14 protein-coding genes, 5 tRNA genes and 1 rRNA gene are annotated in these 16,214 nt (G+C 65.2%); 15 read left to right on the plus strand and 5 right to left on the minus strand.

The window, feature by feature from the left end; genetic code table 11:
• The first annotated feature begins 151 nt into the window (after positions 1 to 151).
• The 3 genes from pstC to pstB are packed head-to-tail and all read left to right on the plus strand — an operon-like array spanning position 152 to position 3,006.
• Positions 152 to 1,222, plus strand: a complete 1,071-nt coding sequence (gene pstC / locus MHX64_RS10670) for a phosphate ABC transporter permease subunit PstC (RefSeq protein ID WP_239357414.1) — start codon at positions 152 to 154, stop codon at positions 1,220 to 1,222.
• A 16-nt stretch (positions 1,223 to 1,238) separates the two neighbouring features.
• Complete coding sequence (gene pstA / locus MHX64_RS10675) at positions 1,239 to 2,192, plus strand: phosphate ABC transporter permease PstA (protein WP_370642132.1); 954 nt, start codon at positions 1,239 to 1,241, stop codon at positions 2,190 to 2,192.
• A 37-nt stretch (positions 2,193 to 2,229) separates the two neighbouring features.
• Positions 2,230 to 3,006: a phosphate ABC transporter ATP-binding protein PstB gene (pstB, locus tag MHX64_RS10680; RefSeq protein ID WP_181889021.1), complete on the plus strand. Its 777-nt coding sequence runs from the start codon at positions 2,230 to 2,232 to the stop codon at positions 3,004 to 3,006.
• Positions 3,007 to 3,074: 68 nt separating this feature from the next.
• On the opposite strand, the gene MHX64_RS10685 is transcribed toward pstB, so the two are convergent.
• Entirely contained in the window at positions 3,075 to 3,806 is a 732-nt protein-coding gene (locus MHX64_RS10685; RefSeq protein WP_239357415.1) for a PhoU domain-containing protein, read from the minus strand.
• Between the two features lie 28 nt (positions 3,807 to 3,834).
• Positions 3,835 to 4,995 (minus strand): tRNA dihydrouridine synthase DusB, encoded by a 1,161-nt coding sequence (gene dusB / locus MHX64_RS10690; RefSeq protein WP_239357416.1) that lies wholly within the window; start codon positions 4,993 to 4,995, stop codon positions 3,835 to 3,837.
• Positions 4,996 to 5,184: 189 nt separating this feature from the next.
• Between dusB and MHX64_RS10695 the strand changes: the two genes are divergently transcribed.
• The 3 genes from MHX64_RS10695 (at position 5,185) to zupT (ending at position 7,658) form a co-directional block, all read left to right on the plus strand.
• On the plus strand, positions 5,185 to 6,693 hold the full coding sequence (locus MHX64_RS10695; RefSeq protein ID WP_239357417.1) for an acetyl-CoA hydrolase/transferase family protein: 1,509 nt from the start codon (positions 5,185 to 5,187) through the stop codon (positions 6,691 to 6,693).
• A 52-nt stretch (positions 6,694 to 6,745) separates the two neighbouring features.
• A tRNA-Lys gene (locus tag MHX64_RS10700) sits at positions 6,746 to 6,818 on the plus strand.
• Positions 6,819 to 6,893: 75 nt separating this feature from the next.
• Positions 6,894 to 7,658, plus strand: coding sequence for a zinc transporter ZupT (gene zupT / locus MHX64_RS10705; protein WP_239357418.1), 765 nt, complete (start codon positions 6,894 to 6,896; stop codon positions 7,656 to 7,658).
• Positions 7,659 to 7,661: 3 nt separating this feature from the next.
• Here the strand turns inward: zupT and MHX64_RS10710 are convergent, their stop codons facing one another.
• The gene (locus MHX64_RS10710; protein ID WP_239357419.1) at positions 7,662 to 8,249 is read right to left on the minus strand and encodes a hypothetical protein; all 588 of its coding nucleotides are present in this window, start codon (positions 8,247 to 8,249) and stop codon (positions 7,662 to 7,664) included.
• 74 nt (positions 8,250 to 8,323) lie between these two features.
• Here MHX64_RS10710 and MHX64_RS10715 point away from each other — a divergent pair.
• The 6 genes from MHX64_RS10715 to MHX64_RS10740 all read left to right on the plus strand — a co-directional run bounded on the left by MHX64_RS10715 (position 8,324) and on the right by MHX64_RS10740 (position 11,500).
• Positions 8,324 to 8,396: transfer RNA gene (locus MHX64_RS10715), tRNA-Glu, on the plus strand.
• Between the two features lies 1 nt (position 8,397).
• Positions 8,398 to 8,474, plus strand: a tRNA-Asp gene (locus MHX64_RS10720).
• Positions 8,475 to 8,532: 58 nt separating this feature from the next.
• The gene (locus MHX64_RS10725) at positions 8,533 to 10,890 is read left to right on the plus strand and encodes an excinuclease ABC subunit UvrA (protein ID WP_239357420.1); all 2,358 of its coding nucleotides are present in this window, start codon (positions 8,533 to 8,535) and stop codon (positions 10,888 to 10,890) included.
• 85 nt (positions 10,891 to 10,975) lie between these two features.
• Positions 10,976 to 11,049: transfer RNA gene (locus MHX64_RS10730), tRNA-Asp, on the plus strand.
• Between the two features lie 28 nt (positions 11,050 to 11,077).
• Positions 11,078 to 11,150 (plus strand) — tRNA-Phe (locus MHX64_RS10735).
• Between the two features lie 59 nt (positions 11,151 to 11,209).
• Positions 11,210 to 11,500, plus strand: coding sequence for a GNAT family N-acetyltransferase (locus tag MHX64_RS10740; protein WP_239357421.1), 291 nt, complete (start codon positions 11,210 to 11,212; stop codon positions 11,498 to 11,500).
• Here MHX64_RS10740 and epsC read toward each other — a convergent pair whose 3' ends face one another.
• Both epsC and cysK read right to left on the minus strand, forming a co-directional pair.
• On the minus strand, positions 11,501 to 12,100 hold the full coding sequence (gene epsC, locus MHX64_RS10745) for a serine O-acetyltransferase EpsC (RefSeq protein WP_239357422.1): 600 nt from the start codon (positions 12,098 to 12,100) through the stop codon (positions 11,501 to 11,503).
• Positions 12,101 to 12,210: 110 nt separating this feature from the next.
• Positions 12,211 to 13,152 carry a cysteine synthase A gene (gene cysK, locus MHX64_RS10750; RefSeq protein ID WP_181889012.1) on the minus strand — a complete coding sequence of 314 codons (942 nt, stop codon included), beginning with the start codon at positions 13,150 to 13,152 and terminating at the stop codon, positions 12,211 to 12,213.
• A gap of 267 nt (positions 13,153 to 13,419) precedes the next feature.
• Between cysK and ramA the strand changes: the two genes are divergently transcribed.
• The 3 genes from ramA to MHX64_RS10765 form a co-directional block, all read left to right on the plus strand.
• On the plus strand, positions 13,420 to 14,262 hold the full coding sequence (gene ramA, locus MHX64_RS10755) for an acetate metabolism transcriptional regulator RamA (protein WP_181889639.1): 843 nt from the start codon (positions 13,420 to 13,422) through the stop codon (positions 14,260 to 14,262).
• Positions 14,263 to 14,306: 44 nt separating this feature from the next.
• Complete coding sequence (gene murA / locus MHX64_RS10760; RefSeq protein ID WP_181889011.1) at positions 14,307 to 15,557, plus strand: UDP-N-acetylglucosamine 1-carboxyvinyltransferase; 1,251 nt, start codon at positions 14,307 to 14,309, stop codon at positions 15,555 to 15,557.
• Between the two features lie 538 nt (positions 15,558 to 16,095).
• Positions 16,096 to 16,214: ribosomal RNA gene (locus MHX64_RS10765) — 16S ribosomal RNA — on the plus strand; the annotation flags it as partial.

Genomic DNA, 16,214 nt, shown 5'->3' on the forward strand with positions numbered 1-16,214 from the left:
TGCTGGCAACCGGCTACTGCGGTCTGAGGCCGCAGTAGGCAGATAGACCCCCTCAGATTCCGATCTTTGGGGGTCTCTCTATGCGGAGAAGTGGAGCGCAAGCCCCAGTTTCCGCCGCCCACAACGATTCATCTTCGAAGGATTCGAGCATATGGCTGCTAACGATCACCTCGACCGCGGAGCAGGACCCGCGAACACCACTGATCCTGTAATCCAGAACTCAACGGGCGCCACCCTGACAAAAGGCGACGGCGGAAACACCCCGGTAGCGGACAACGCAAGCAAAGGCTCCGGCGTGAAGCGCCCGGGCGACCGCGTTTTCGAGTTCCTCTCCACCGCCTCCGCGACGCTGATCACTGTGCTGGTCGCGGCGATCGGTATCTTCCTGCTCATCCAGGCCCTCCCGCCGCTGATGCGTAACGACCGCGGCTTGATCGGCTTCCTCACCTACGGTGGCGGCTGGCAGACGGCGAACCTGGACGCAATGAAATTCGGTATCCCGAACCTGTTCTTCTCCACGGTGACCATCTCGCTGATCGCGCTGGTCATCGCGATGCCTATCGCCCTCGGCGTGTCACTGTTCCTGTCCAACTACTGCCCGCCGAAGCTGGTCCGCCCGCTGGGCACCCTGGTGGACATGCTCGCCGCCGTGCCGTCCATCGTCTACGGCCTGTGGGGCGCGCAGGTGCTCGGCCCGCTGCTGGGCGACTTCTACAAGTGGGTCAACAGCTGGGGCGGCGACTTCTTCCTGTTCGCCACCTACCAGAACTCCCCGCCGTTCTCCACGGCCCGCAACATGATGACCGGCGGCATCGTCCTGGCCATCATGATCCTGCCGATCATCGCCGCAACCGCCCGCGAGATCTTCGTGCAGACCCCTCCGGGCCAGATCGAGTCGGCACTGGCTCTCGGCGCCACCCGCTGGGAAGTCATCCGCATGACCGTGATCCCGTTCGGTATGTCCGGCTTCATCGCCGGTTCCATGCTCGGCCTCGGCCGCGCGCTGGGTGAGACCATGGCGCTGTACATGGCTGTGGCACCGGCGAACGACTTCCGCGGCTCGCTGTTCGACGGCGGCACCACCTTCGCCACTGCGATCGCCAACGCCGCCGCAGAGTTCAACAACCCGGTCTCCGCAGGCGCGTACATCGCCGCCGGCCTGGTGCTGTTCCTGCTGACCTTCATCGTCAACTCGATCGCCCGCGCGATCGTTAACAAGTAAGGAGCGGAAAGCAGATATGTCTACTGCAGTACCGAACAACGGCTCCTCCCAGGTAGCAACCAAGAACTCCGCTCCGGCGCGTCGTAAAGGTGAAAGCCCGTTCACCGACATCGCCGCAAGCCGCAAGACCACCAACTCGATCATGGGCGGCCTGATGTGGCTGTGCATGATCCTCGCCCTGATCCCGCTGCTCTGGCTGCTCATCACCGTGGTCTCCCGCGGCCTGGGCGCCGTGATCGACCCGGCCTGGTGGACCCAGGACATGGTGGGCGTGCGCTCCTCCAAGCCGGGCGGCGGCGCACTCCACGCCATCGCCGGCACGCTGATGCAGACGCTGGTCGCGTCGCTGTTTTCCATCCCGATCGGCATCTTCACCGCGATCTACCTGGTGGAGTACTCCAACGGCAAAAGGCTGGGCAAGCTGACCACCTTCATGGTGGACATCCTCTCCGGTGTGCCGTCCATCGTCGCCGCGCTGTTCGTCTACGCCCTGTGGATCACCATCCTGGGCCAGCAGCGTTCCGGCTTCGCAGTGTCCCTGTCGCTGATCCTGCTCATGATCCCGGTTGTGGTCCGCAACACCGAGGAGATGCTGCGCGTGGTTCCGATGGACCTGCGCGAGGCGTCCTACGCACTGGGTGTTCCGAAGTGGAAGACCATCATGCGCATCGTGCTGCCGACGGCACTGTCCGGCATCGTCACCGGCGTCATGCTCGCCATCGCCCGCGTGATGGGCGAGTCCGCCCCGGTGCTGATCCTCGTCGGCTCCACCCCGACCACGAACTGGTTCAACATGTTTGACAAGCCGCAGTCCTCGCTGCCGCTGTTCATGCTGGACATGTGGAAGTCCGGTGCGACCGGCCCGGCAAACGACCGACTCTGGGGAGCGGCGCTGACGCTCGTGATCCTCGTTGTCACCCTGAACCTGCTCGCTCGATTCGTGGCGAAGCGCTACTCGGTCAAGAAGTAACCCACCCGCGTTCCCACCCATCCCAGGAGAAACCCAGATGTCTACCAAGCTCGAACTCAACGACGTCAACATCTACTACGGCGACTTCCACGCCGTGCAGAACGTCAACATGCAGATCCCGTCCAAGGCCGTGACCGCCTTCATCGGCCCGTCCGGCTGCGGCAAGTCCACCGTGCTGCGCACCCTGAACCGCATGCACGAGGTCATCCCCGGCGCATCCGTGAAGGGCGAGATCCTCCTTGACGGCAACGACATTTACGGCAAGAACGTCGACCCGGTTGCCGTGCGCAACACCATCGGCATGGTGTTCCAGAAGGCCAACCCGTTCCCGACCATGTCCATCGAGGACAACGTCGTCGCGGGCCTGCGCCTGTCCGGCGAGAAGGACAAGAAGAAGCTCAAGGAAGTTGCCGAGCAGTCCCTGCGCGGCGCGAACCTGTGGGAAGAGGTCAAGGACCGCCTGGACAAGCCGGGCGGCGGCCTTTCCGGCGGTCAGCAGCAGCGTCTGTGCATCGCGCGCGCGATCGCTGTGCGCCCGGAGGTCCTGCTCATGGACGAGCCCTGCTCCGCCCTGGACCCGATTTCCACCCTCGCCGTGGAGGACCTCATCCACGAGCTGAAGAACGAGTACACCATCGTCATCGTGACCCACAACATGCAGCAGGCTGCGCGTGTGTCCGACAAGACCGCCTTCTTCTCCCTCGAGGCCACCGGTAAGCCGGGCCACCTGGTGGAGTTCAACGACACCACCACCATCTTCGAGAACCCGGAGCAGAAGGAGACCGAGGACTACATCTCCGGCCGCTTCGGCTAAAGCATTCTGCTTTTCGACGCGCCCCTTCGGTGCCCCACGCACCGCAAGGGGCGCCGCCCTTTTTGGACCTACTTCCGTTTGCGGAACTTGCGCTCGATGGTGGCGAACTTCTTCACCGGGTCGTAGTCCACCTCGTCGCGCTGCTGCACGTATGCCTCGGGCTTGAGCCCGGTGATGAGGAAGACCATGCGCCGGGCGACGCTGACGCAGCGGTCGGCGTATCGCTCGTAGTAGCGCGCCAGCATGGACACGTCCACGGCTTCCCGGTTGGTGAACTGCCATTCCCGGTCGGTCACCAGGGTGCTGAGGAAGGCCTTCATGTCGTCCACGCCCTCGTCGATAGTGTGCAGCTCCACGGCGGCGTCGGCGTCGGGCTCGACCAGCAGTTTCCGCGTCGCGGCACCCATCTCGTAGACGAGCCGGGCGAGCTCCTGGACGTAGCCGTGCAGCGGCTCGGGGTAGACGGGGTCGGGGTGGCGCAGGCGGGCCAACAGCGCGATGTTCTTCGCCAGCGACCCCATGCGTTCGAAACTTTCTACGATGTAGATCGCGGAGATCACCTGGCGCAGGTCGTAGGCGACGGGGCTGTGCAGCGCGAGCAGGCTCATGCTGCGTTCCTCGCAGCGCTGGCTGATCTCTTTGAGCCCGTCCGTGGCCGTCAGGGCGGCTTCGGCGTCCTCCAGGGATTGCTCCAAGAGCGCGGCCGTGGCGTGTTCCATGACTTCGCGCACGGAGTCGCACATCTCGAGGACGTCCTCGTTAAAGGCCTGGAGATGTTCTCTGTACACGGTGCGAAGCATGGGCTTCATGCTACGCATGCTGGCGGGTTTACCCGCCGTTATTTTCAATTTCGGCGCCTTCGGGAACGGTGTCGTCTTCGGGGTCGTCCAGCCACCCCTCGGGCAGTGCGATCTTGCCGGCGGAGCCCTGGCGCCCGCGGGCGTCGTCGGCGTGCTGGGCCATCTCGTCCGAGTCGGCGATGGGCGCCAGACGCTCCTTCAGCTCTGCCAGGGAGCTGACCTGGGCTAAAGACTTGCGGAACTCGCCGCCGACGGGGAAGCCGCGCAGGTACCACCCGGTGTGCTTGCGGATGTCGCGGCAGGCGTGCTCCTCGCCGTCGTGGGCAGCCAGCAGCTCCGCGTGGCGGTAGATGATGCCCGCAACCTGCCCCAGGGTGGGCTCCGGCGGGATGTCCTCGCCGCGCAGCTGCGCGCCGAGTTGGGCGAACAGCCACGGCCGTCCCAGGCATCCGCGGCCGACCTCCACGCCGTGGCAGCCAGTCTGCTCCATCATCTTCGCGGCGTCGTCGGCGGCGAAGATGTCGCCGTTGCCGATCACGGGCACGCCGGTGCCGTCCATGTGCTCGACCAGGCGGCCGATCTCGTCCCAGTGGGCCTCGCCCGAGTAGCGCTCCGCGCCGGTGCGGGCGTGCAGGGCCACTGCGGCGGCTCCTGCCTCGGCGGCGATGCGGCCCGCGTCGAGGTGGGTGTGGTGCTCGTCATCGATGCCGATGCGGAACTTCACCGTGATCGGGATGCCGGAGCCTTCGGCGGCGCGCACGGCGGCGTCGACGATGTTGCCGTACAGGCGGCGCTTGTACGGGATGGCGCAGCCGCCGCCCTTGCGGGTGACCTTGGGCACCGGGCAGCCGAAGTTCATGTCCACGTGGTCGGCGATGTCTTCCTCCACGATCATGCGCACTGCCTCGTAGGTGAACTTGGGGTCCACGGTGTACAGCTGCATCGACCGCGGGGTTTCCACGTCGGCGAAGGTGGTCATGTGCAGGGTTTTCTGGTTGCGGGCCACCATGGCGCGCGCCGTGATCATCTCGCAGACGTACAAGCCCGAGGAGGTGCCGGTGAGCTCTTCTTCAATCTCGCGGCACAGCACGCGAAACGGCATGTTTGTCACCCCGGCCATCGGCGCGAGGATGACGGGGGAGCTCAAGTCAATGCCGCCGATAGTCAGGGCGGGGGCAACTGCAGTCATAGTGCCGCCCATTCTTCCCGTGGACTACGCGTCCCGTCCAATCGTCGGGTTTACGCCCGTTCGGGGGTACGGAGCCGTCGCTAAGCACTTGCTTTTCGACGAGCTCCGCCCGAATCCTGGCAGTGGGGCGTACGTCACAATATGGTGGGAAATGTTATATACCCGCACGAAACGATTTGAGGGAGCATCATGAGCGACCGCATTGCAAGCGCCAAGCTGCGCGACAAGGTTATGTCCGCCGAAGAGGCTGTCCAGTTTGTCAACCACGGCGACAAGGTCGGCACCTCCGGCTTCACCGGCGCCGGCTACCCCAAGGCTATGCCCGCCGCCATCGCGGAGAAAGCGAAGGCCGCCCATGAGAAGGGCCAGGACTTCTCCATCGACATGTACACCGGCGCCTCCACCGCACCGGAGTGCGACGGCGTGCTCGCCGAGGCCGGTGCGCTGCGCTACCGCATGCCGTACCAGTCCGACCCGACCATGCGTAACAAGATCAACGCCGGCGAGATGAAGTTCCAGGACATCCACCTGTCGCACTCCGGCATGATGGTTGAGCAGGGCTTCTTCGGCGAGGTCGACCTGGCCATCGTGGAGGCCGTGCGCATCACCGAGGACGGCAACATCGTCCCGTCCTCCTCGGTGGGCAACTCCGTGGAGTTCCTCAACGCCGCCAAGAAGATCATCATCGAGGTCAACTCCTGGCAGTCCGAGGAGCTCGAGGGCATGCACGACATCTGGACCGTGCCGCCGCTGCCGAACCGCATCCCGATCCCGATCACCAAGTGCGGCGACCGCATCGGCACCACTTACATCGAGATCGACCCGGAGAAGGTCGTCGCCGTCATTGAGACGAACGACCCGGACCGCAACGCCCCGTTCAAGGCGCCGGACGAGATCTCCGAGCAGATCGCCGGCAACTTCCTCGACTTCCTGGAGAACGAGGTCAAGGCCGGCCGCCTGGCCTACGACGGCTACGTCATGCAGTCCGGCGTGGGCAACGTCCCCAACGCGGTGATGGCGGGCCTGATGGACTCCAAGTTCGAGAACATCCAGGCCTACACCGAGGTGATCCAGGACGGCATGGTCGACCTGATCGACGCCGGCAAGATGACCGTGGCGTCCGCAACGTCGTTCTCCCTGTCGCCGGAGTACGCGGAGAAGATGAACAACGAGGCCTCGCGCTACCGCGAGTCCATCATCCTGCGCCCGCAGTCCATCTCCAACCACCCGGAGGTCATCCGCCGCACCGGCCTGATCGCGTCGAACGGCATGATCGAGGCGGACATCTACGGCAACGCCAACTCCACCCACATCAACGGCTCCCGTCTGATGAACGCCCTGGGCGGCTCCGGCGACTTCACCCGCAACGCCTACATCTCCTCCTTCATCTCCCCGTCGGTGGCGAAGGACGGTGCGATTTCCGCAATCGTCCCGTTCGCGTCCCACATCGACCACAACGAGCACGACGCGATGGTCTTCATCACCGAGTACGGCGTGGCCGACCTGCGCGGCCTGGCCCCGCGCGACCGCGTGGCCAAGATGATCTCCATCGCCCACCCGTCGTACCGCCCGCTGCTGGAGGAGTACGTCGAGCTCGCTTCCAAGTGCAAGTACCAGGCAACCCCGCACGATCTGCGCCACGCCTTCGACTTCCACCTGCGCATGGAAGAGACCGGCACGATGATGAAGCAGGACTAACCCTGCCCCGATTTCCGGGCTAATGGTCCTAGGGGCTACCATTAGCCCCCGCGGGCCTTTAGCTCAGCTGGTAGAGCTACGGACTTTTAATCCGCAGGTCGCGGGTTCGATCCCCGCAGGGCCCACCTTCAACCCCCGTCGCTATATTGCGGCGGGGGTTTGTTGCATCCAGGGGCGGCTGGGCGGGCTAGAGTTGCCGCATGAACTTTGGGCTCGCGTTCGGTCTGTCGCTGTTCGCCGGTTTGTCTACCGGCCTCGGCGGCCTGCTTGTGGCGCTCAAGCGCAACCCCAGTGACAAGTTTCTCGCTGCTTCGCTGGGATTTTCCGCCGGCGTGATGGTCTACATCTCGCTGGTGGAGCTGCTGCCGGAGGGGGTCGCCTCGCTCGGGGGCGACGACAGGGCGCAGCTGTGGGGCACCGTCGCGTTCTTCGCGGGCATCGCTGTGATCGCGTTGATCGACAGGTTTGTGCCCGACGACATCAACCCGCACGAAGACCCTTCGGGCGGAAAGACCATGCGCAACGTCGGCGTGGTCACCGGCTTAGCCATCGCGGTGCACAACTTCCCGGAGGGCTTCGCCTCGTTCATCGCGGCGCTGGAAAACCCGGCGCTGGGGCTTCCGATTGCCATCGCGATCGCCATCCACAACATCCCGGAAGGCGTGGCGGTGGCCGTGCCGCTGCGCCAGGCCACAGGGAAGAAGTGGAAGGCCGCCGGCTGGGCCACGCTGTCTGGTTTGGCCGAGCCGTTGGGCGCACTGATCGGGTTTGTGCTGCTTCGCCCCTTCCTGGGCCCGGAGACGCTCGGCGTGGCCTACGCCGCCATCGCCGGGATCATGGTGTTTGTCAGCCTGGACAAGCTTTTGCCCACGGCAATTCATACCGGCCGCCACCACACCGCGATCTACGGACTCATCGCGGGTATGGCCGTCATGGCGGCCAGCCTGCTCATTCTGCCGGGCTAAGGCCTACTTCCAGACCTCGAGGCGCATGAGGATCACGCCGTCGTCCGCGCGCACGAGCGCGAGGTCGTCCGGCTCCGCCACCTGGGCGTCGAGGATCTCGCGGGTGATGCGCAGCTGGTAGCGCTGCTTTTCGCCGTCGATGTCCACTGAGCCGATGCTGGTGTACTCGTTGTGGTCCTCAATCTCCGCCGCACTGACCGCCACGTCGGGGGTCTGGCCCGTGCCGCGCACCGCGAAGATCGGTGCGCCGTTGCTGAAAGACGCGCCCTCGCCGCCGGAAAGTATCGTCTGGATCAGCTCGCGCACAGCCACCGGATCCGTGGTCAGCGGCGCCACGGAGCGGGCGCCGAGGACGGAATGGTTCATGGGCGTGAGCTCGTCGTCAAGCTTGGCTCCCGCGTCGCGGTAGGAGACACCGAACTGCCGCAGCGCGCCGTTGACATCGCGGCCGATAAGGACTTCGATGCCCACCTCGCCGTCGCGGTCCACCACACGGTAGGAACCGAGGGATTCAACGATGGGGGAGTGCGCGGAAAGGAGTTCATCTTTTGTCGGGGATAGGGTCGCGTCGTAGATGATTGCTTCAGCCATGTAGGCCACTGTAGTGCTCGTTTGGTTGCTGCGGAGGCGGTGTCGTATGATTCAACGGCTGTCTTTGATGACAGGCCCCCATCGTCTAGAGGCCTAGGACTCCGCCCTTTCACGGCGGCAACACGGGTTCGAATCCCGTTGGGGGTACGGCCCTGTGGCGCAGTTGGTTAGCGCGCCGCCCTGTCACGGCGGAGGTCGCGGGTTCAAGTCCCGTCAGGGTCGCCATCAGCTCGAGGTACGCCTCGAGCCTTTTGCTTTGCGACGGCAGCTACGCTTGGCACCCGTGAAGAACAAAGCTGACGCCCACGACGTAATCGTTGTTACCGGCGCGAACGAGAACAACCTGCGGGACGTCTCTGTCACGATCCCGAAACGCCGCCTCACCGTGTTCGCCGGCGTGTCCGGGTCCGGCAAGTCCTCGCTGGTCTTCGACACCGTTGCTGCCGAGTCGCAGCGCCTGATCAACGAGACGTACTCGTCCTTCGTCCAGGGCTTCATGCCGTCGATGGCGCGGCCGGACGTGGTCGGGCTCGAAGGGGTGACCGCGGCGATCGTGGTGGACCAGTCTGCGCTCGGGGCGAACGTGCGCTCCACCGTCGGCACCGCCACGGACGTCACGCCGATGCTGCGTGTGCTGTTTTCGCGCATCGCGGAGCCGCACGCCGGCGGGCCGGGCGCGTACTCCTTCAACGTCCCCAGCGTGACGGGCGGCGGCGCGATCAAGGACGCGACCGGCAAGAAGAAGGTGGTGAAGAACTTCACCCGCACCGGCGGCATGTGCCCGGAGTGCGCCGGCACCGGCCGCGCGAGCAGGTTCGACGAGGCGCAGGTGGTCGACGACTCGCTGTCCATCGATGACGGCGCCATCCTCGCGCCCGGCTACAAGCCCGGCTCCTGGCAGTTCCGCGCCTACGCCGAGGCCGGAAAGTTCCCGGTGGACGTGCCTGTCGGCAAGTTCACGGCCGAGCAGCGCCACGCTCTGCTCTACGGCGAGCCCGAGAAGGTGCAGTACCTGGGCTTCAACACCACCTACCAGGGTCTCATCCCGCGCCTGGAGGCCTCGCTGCTGAGCAAGGAAAAAGAGGGCCTGCAAAAAGCCGCCCGCGAGTTTGTGGACCGCGCCGTGACCCAGGTGGATTGCCCCGCCTGCGGCGGCACCCGGCTGGCGCAGCACACGCTGGAATCGAAGATCAACGGCAAGAACATCGCCGAGCTGTGCGCCATGGAGGTCGAGGACCTGGCCGAGTGGTTCGAGGGCGTGGACGCGCCGGGCGTGGCGCCGCTGGTGGCGTCCATACGCGAGGCGCTGGCGAATTTTGTTGCCATCGGGCTGGGCTACATCGCGCTGGATCGGCCGAGTTCGACGCTCTCCGGCGGCGAGTCGCAGCGCGTGAAGATGATCCGGCACTTGGGCTCCGCGCTTTCGGACGTCACCTACGTCTTCGACGAGCCCACCGCCGGCCTGCACGCCGCCGACATCGACAGGTTGAACGGCCTGCTCACCGCGCTGCGGGACAAGGGCAACACCGTGCTCGTGGTGGAGCACCGCCCGCAGACCATCGAGGCCGCGGACCACGTCATCGAGCTCGGCCCCGGCGCGGGCACCGAAGGCGGCCAGATTGTTTTTGAGGGCACCGTCGATGAACTGCGCGAGGCTGGCACGCGCACGGGTGAGAGCCTGAAGCTCGGCGTCGAGCTTAAGGAGGACCCGCGCGAGCCCGTCGATTGGCTGCAAGTGCGCGGGGCGAGCGAGAACAACCTCGCCGACATCGACGTGGACATCTCCGCAGGCGTGCTCACCGCGGTGACGGGCGTGGCGGGTTCCGGCAAGTCCTCCCTGCTTCGCGCGTTGCAGGATTCCGCGCTGCTGGAAGACGCGGTGTGGGTGGACCAGGCGCCCATCTCCGGGTCGCGGCGCTCCAACCCGGCCACGTACACCGGCGCGTTGGACCCGATCCGCAAAGCGTTTGCGAAGGCCTCGGGCGAGCCGGCGTCGATGTTCTCGCCGAACTCCGCCGGCGCGTGCCAGCACTGCAAGGGCGCAGGCGTGGTCTACGTGGATCTCGGCATAATGCAGGGCGTGGATGTGCCCTGCGAGGTCTGCGAGGGTAAGCGTTTCAGCGACGCCGTGCTCGTGCACACCCTCGGCGGCAAGAACATCGCCGAGGTGCTGGCAATGCCCGCCGACGAAGCGCAGCCCTACCTGAAGGAGAACAAGGTCAACGCGGCCGCCAAGATGTGCGGGCACCTTATCGACGTCGGGCTGGGCTACGTCACCCTCGGCCAGCCGCTGACAACCCTGTCCGGCGGCGAGCGCCAACGCCTCAAGCTCGCGGCGAGCCTGAAAAAGACCGCGTCCGCCTACGTGCTCGACGAGCCCACTACCGGCCTGCACCTCACCGACACCGCGCGCCTGGTGGACCTGTTCGACCGGCTAGTGGACGCCGGCGCGACCGTGATCGTGGTGGAGCACAACCTAGCGCTGGTGTCTCGCGCCGATTACGTCATCGACTTGGGCCCGGGGGCGGGCTCTGCGGGCGGGCAGGTGGTGGCGGCGGGCACGGTGCGGAAGCTCGTCGATAGGCATGAAAGCACCGGGTCCGAAACCGGGAGATACCTCTCACACGCTGGCGATTTGTAGCAGTGTGAGGGTGCTGTGTAGTGTATCAACTCGTGCAAGCGACAGTGTGAATCGCACTTGAGAGGGCACAGAAACAACAGAATATGGCCCTGTGGCGCAGTTGGTTAGCGCGCCGCCCTGTCACGGCGGAGGTCGCGGGTTCAAGTCCCGTCAGGGTCGCTGAATTGCTTGGCAAACGAGTAGTTCCGGCCAGATAGCTCAGTTGGTAGAGCACACGCCTGAAAAGTGTGGGGTCGCCAGTTCGATCCTGGCTCTGGCCACACTCCCGAAACCCCTTCCGCAGCGACGCGGAAGGGGTTTCACATATATAGTCGGCCGCATGTCTGAGAACCCGGAAGTATCCGTGCGCAAGAACGAAACGGAAGGCCAGTACGAAATCCTCGTCGGCGAAGAAGTCGCCGGCTTTGCCACCTACACCGACGCGAACGGCGTGCGCGACCTGCCGCACACCGTGGTGGACCCCAAGTTCCGCGGCCAAGGCCTGTCCAAGCCGCTGATCCAGGCAGCGCTTGACGACGCCCGCGCCGACGGCATGCAGGTCACCCCGTCCTGCCCCGCCGTGGAGCGCTACATCGAGCAGAACCCGCAGTACCGGGACCTGCTCGCCTAATCAGATGATGTAGCTGCCCGGATCGACGTAGCTGTCCGGGTCCACAAGCTTGATGCACTCGTCCGTCTTACGGGGGCGAACCTTCGCCGGAATGCCGACAGCGATGGAGTTTTCCGGCACGTCCTTGGTCACCACGGCGTTCGCGCCGACGGCGGAGCCGGCGCCGATGGTCACTGGGCCCAGCACCTTGGCGCCGGCGCCGATGGTGACGTTGTCGCCGATGGTGGGGTGGCGCTTCGTCTGCGTGAGCACCTGACCGCCCAGGGTCACACCGTGGTAGAGCATGACACCGTCGCCGATCTCCGCGGTCTCGCCGATGACGATGCCCATGCCGTGGTCGATGAAGAACCTGCGGCCGATCGTCGCGCCGGGGTGGATCTCAATACCGGTGAAGAAACGGTTCAGCTGCGCCAGGATGCGCGCCGGGCCCTTCCAGTCGCGTTCCCACATGGCGTGGCAGATGCGGTGCACCCAAATTGCGTGCAGACCCGAGTACACGACAGCGTTTTCGACGTCGCCGCGCGCGGCTGGGTCGTGTTCGCGCGCGTTTGCCAGGTCCTCGCGGACGGTGGAAACTACCTTTGCGGCCAGGGAAAGCATGGGGCGCAGTGTACCAAGCGGTTCATTTCTTGTGGGGATAAAGATTCCCCCGGCGCCGATCGGGTCGGGGCCGGGGGAGGGGCGACAGCTCGTCGCTAAGCAAAAGGTGCTTAGTCGCGGATGTCCTCGTACAGGACGGTGGAGACGTAGCGCTCGCCGAAGTCCGGGATGATGACCACGATGGTCTTGCCGGCGTTCTCCTCGCGCGCGGCCAGCTCCAGCGCCGCCTTGACGTTCGCACCTGCGGAGATGCCGCCAAGGATGGCGTCCTTGACCGCGAGCTCGCGGGAGGTGGACACGGCGTCCTCGTTGGTCACGGCGATGATCTCGTCCACGACGTTGCGGTCCAGGGTGCCCGGGATGAAGTTCGCGCCCAGACCCTGGATCTTGTGCGGGCCAGCCTCGCCCTTGGACAGCAGCGGGGAGGCAGCCGGCTCGACGGCCACGGCCTTGACGTCCGACTTCTGCTCCTTGAGGTACTTGCCGGCGCCCGAGATGGTGCCGCCGGTGCCCACGCCCGCGACGAGGATGTCCACCTCGCCGTCGGTGTCCTCCCAGATCTCCGGGCCGGTGGTGGCGTAGTGGATCTTCGGGTTGGCCTCGTTCTCAAACTGGCGGGCCAGGATGGCGCCCTCGTTCTGCTCCACCAGCTCGTTGGCCTTCTCCACGGCACCCTTCATGCCGGCGGCGCCCGGGGTGAGCACGATCTCTGCACCGTAGGCGCGCAGCAGCACGCGGCGCTCGGTGGACATGGTCTCCGGCATGGTCAGGATGACCTTGTAGCCCTTCGCCGCGCCCGCGAGGGCGAGTGCGATGCCGGTGTTGCCGGAGGTGGCCTCGACGATGGTGCCGCCCGGCTTCAGCTCGCCGGATGCCTCGGCGGCCTCGATGATGGCCTTGCCGATGCGGTCCTTGACGGAGTTGGCCGGGTTGTAGAACTCCAGCTTGGCCAGCACGCGGGCCTTGGAGCCGTTGGCCTCGGTGATGTCCTTCAGCTCGACGAGCGGGGTGCCGCCGATGAGGTCGAGAACGTTGCTTGCGATCTTCGCCATGAGAGATTGCCTCCTGGGTTGATTGAGTTTGTTCGCGGCTCAGCATACACCCCGAACTAGACCGTGTGGTTTGTCCCGTGTGTACCGGATGGTTCGGACCGGCGTTTTGGGTGCCGTGGAAGCGTTGAATCGGCCGCCGTTCGAGCGGGGCTAAATTTGGCTACCCCCGTTCGCGCGATATGATCACGATTGTTTTTGAGTCCTGTTCGGATTCGGGTGTTCCCCAAACGGGTGCCCCCGAAACGGTGGAAGGCGACACGTATGACGATGGATGCGCAGCGCATCAAGGACGACGATGACGCGATCCGTGCTGCACTGACCGCGTTGAAGACCGCAACCGGAATTCCAGTTGCCATGTACGGCACTCTCCTGTCGGACAACCGGATCCAAATCACCCAGTGGATCGGCCTGCGCACCCCGGCGCTGCAGAACCTCAGCGTCGCCGAGGGGGCTGGCGTGGGCGGCCGCGTCGTGTCCACCCGCCGCGCAGTGGGCATCGCCGACTACACGCGAGCGTCCGTGATCTCCCACGAGTACGACCAGCAGATCCAGGACGAGGGCCTGCACTCCGTCGTGGCCGTGCCGGTGATCGTGCAGCGCGAGATCCGGGGCGTGTTGTACGTCGGCGTGCACTCGCCGGTGCGTCTGGGCGACAAGGTCATCGAGGAGGTCGCCATGACCGCGCGCACCCTCGAGCAGGAGCTTGCGGTCAACGCCGCGCTGCGCTCTTCCGACGGTGGGGACCGCGCCGGCGCCAAGACCGGTCGCGCGATGAACGGCGCCGAGTGGGAGCAGGTGCGCGCCACCCATTCGAAGCTGCGCATGCTGACCAACCGGGTGGAGGACGAGAAGCTGCGCAAGGAGCTGGAGCAGCTCTGCGAACAGCTCGTCTCCCCGGTGGCGGTGAAGCAGACCACCAAGCTGTCCGCCCGCGAGCTCGACGTGCTCGCATGCGTGGCGCTCGGCCACACCAACGTGGAGGCCGCCGCCGAGATGGGCATCGGCGCGGAGACCGTGAAGTCCTACCTGCGCAGCGTGATGCGCAAACTCGGTGCTCACACCAGGTATGAGGCGGTCAACGCCGCGCGTCGCATCGGCGCGCTGCCGTAGACAATTGCTAATCGACGTCCCTCCGGTTCTGTACTGTGGCGGACGTGAAAGAACGGTTTTTGGTTTCAGGCGGCGCCCGGCTTGCGGGCGAAGTTCGCGTCGACGGCGCCAAGAACAGCGTGCTCAAACTGATGGCCGCGGCCCTTCTTGCCGAAGGCACCACCACGCTGCGCAACTGCCCCCGGATCCTGGACGTTCCGCTGATGCGCGACGTCCTGGTCGGGCTGGGCTGCGAGGTGGACATTGACGGCGATGTGGTGCGCATCCACACCCCGGCCGAAGTGTCCCCGCACGCGGACTTTGACGCGGTGCGCCAGTTCCGCGCATCCGTTGCAGTGCTCGGGCCGTTGGTGGCCCGTTGCACCGAGGCGTACGTGGCGCTTCCTGGCGGAGACGCGATTGGCTCGCGCCCGCTGGACATGCACCAGTCCGGCCTGGAGAAGCTGGGCGCGACCACCCACATCGAGCACGGCGCGGTGGTGGCGCGGGCAGACAAACTCACCGGCGCCTCCATCAAGCTGGACTTCCCGTCCGTGGGTGCGACGGAGAACATCGTCACCGCGGCGGTGCTTGCGGACGGCCGCACCGTGCTTGACAACGCCGCGCGCGAGCCGGAGATCGTGGACCTGTGTTCCATGCTCAATTCCATGGGCGCGCGCATCGAAGGCGCGGGCACGTCCACCATCACCGTCGATGGTGTGGATTCGCTCTCGCCGACGGAGCACACGGTGGTCGGCGACCGCATCGTCGCCGGTACCTGGGCGTACGCCGCGGCCATGACCCAGGGCGACATCACCGTCACCGGCGCCGCCCCCGGGCATCTGCACCTGGCGCTGTCGAAGCTGAAGCTCGCCGGCGCCAACGTGGAGACCTACGACAACGGGTTCCGCGTGCGCATGGACCAGCGTCCCCGCGCCGTGGACTACCAGACCTTGCCGTACCCCGGCTTTCCGACGGACCTGCAGCCCATGGCAATCGCGCTGGCGACGATTGCCGACGGCGTATCCGTGATCACCGAGAACGTCTTTGAGGCCCGCTTCCGGTTTGTGGACGAGATGCTGCGCCTGGGCGCCGACGCCAACGTGGACGGCCACCATGTCATGCTGCGTGGAGTGGACAACCTGTCGTCCACCGACGTGTGGTCCTCCGACATCCGCGCCGGCGCCGGCCTCGTGCTCGCCGGCCTGGTCGCGGACGGTGTGACCACCGTGCACGAGGTGCACCACATCGACCGCGGCTACCCGGCCTTTGTCGAGCAGTTAAACGCGCTTGGTGCACATGTAGAACGCGCATAAAACCCGCGTTGTGCTGCGGGTTTGTGTTGTGCGTGGGGTGTGTGTAACTTATATCGAGTCAGCGAGACCGACAACGCCCCGCTGGAGAGTGAGATTCTTTCCGGTTTGTGTGGCGGGCAGGAAAACAATCGCTGGCGGATTCCAAAGTCACTTGAGGCTGGTCCACTGTTGTGTGGGTTGGTTTGGGTGTGCTGGTGTTGTTTGAGAACTCGATAGTGTGCCAATGTACTTTTGTTGCGTGGGTGTGTTTGCCTGCCTTTTGTGCACTGTGTGGTGCGCGCCTGTGGGTGTGTGCCGGTGGTGGCGTGGTTGAATTCCAATGATGGATCGCGTCATCGTTTTGGTTCATAGTGTGCGTGGGGTGTGGTTGAACATGTTTCACGTATTTTTGGCCAGCCCCTTGTTTTTGACCCCGTCGGGTTGGGGGTTGGTTTTGAACCTTTGTAATTTTTGGATTTTGCCAGTCCAGCACTTTGTGTTGGCTGGTTTGTTTTTGGTTGGGTTTGGGCTTTTCACGGCCTGTTTCTTTCTGAAACTTTTTGTGGAGAGTTTGATCCTGGCTCAGGATGAACGCTGGCGGCGTGCTTAACACATGCAAGTCGAACGGAAAGGCTCCTGCTTGCAGGGGTACTCGAGTGGCGAACGGGTGAGTAACAC

Source organism: Corynebacterium sp. ACRPZ, from assembly GCF_022346205.1.
Taxonomy (GTDB): Bacteria; Actinomycetota; Actinomycetes; order Mycobacteriales; family Mycobacteriaceae; genus Corynebacterium; species Corynebacterium lehmanniae.

What these genes read in the sequence shown, in the direction of transcription:
- pstC (WP_239357414.1), top strand. Translation starts at nt 152, where the DNA reads ATGGCTGCTAACGATCACCTCGACCGCGGAGCAGGACCCGCGAACACC.
- pstA (WP_370642132.1), top strand. Translation starts at nt 1,239, where the DNA reads ATGTCTACTGCAGTACCGAACAACGGCTCCTCCCAGGTAGCAACCAAG.
- pstB (WP_181889021.1), top strand. Translation starts at nt 2,230, where the DNA reads ATGTCTACCAAGCTCGAACTCAACGACGTCAACATCTACTACGGCGAC.
- MHX64_RS10685 (WP_239357415.1), bottom strand. Translation starts at nt 3,806, where the DNA reads ATGCTTCGCACCGTGTACAGAGAACATCTCCAGGCCTTTAACGAGGAC.
- dusB (WP_239357416.1), bottom strand. Translation starts at nt 4,995, where the DNA reads ATGACTGCAGTTGCCCCCGCCCTGACTATCGGCGGCATTGACTTGAGC.
- MHX64_RS10695 (WP_239357417.1), top strand. Translation starts at nt 5,185, where the DNA reads ATGAGCGACCGCATTGCAAGCGCCAAGCTGCGCGACAAGGTTATGTCC.
- zupT (WP_239357418.1), top strand. Translation starts at nt 6,894, where the DNA reads ATGAACTTTGGGCTCGCGTTCGGTCTGTCGCTGTTCGCCGGTTTGTCT.
- MHX64_RS10710 (WP_239357419.1), bottom strand. Translation starts at nt 8,249, where the DNA reads ATGGCTGAAGCAATCATCTACGACGCGACCCTATCCCCGACAAAAGAT.
- MHX64_RS10740 (WP_239357421.1), top strand. Translation starts at nt 11,210, where the DNA reads ATGTCTGAGAACCCGGAAGTATCCGTGCGCAAGAACGAAACGGAAGGC.
- epsC (WP_239357422.1), bottom strand. Translation starts at nt 12,100, where the DNA reads ATGCTTTCCCTGGCCGCAAAGGTAGTTTCCACCGTCCGCGAGGACCTG.
- cysK (WP_181889012.1), bottom strand. Translation starts at nt 13,152, where the DNA reads ATGGCGAAGATCGCAAGCAACGTTCTCGACCTCATCGGCGGCACCCCG.
- ramA (WP_181889639.1), top strand. Translation starts at nt 13,420, where the DNA reads ATGGATGCGCAGCGCATCAAGGACGACGATGACGCGATCCGTGCTGCA.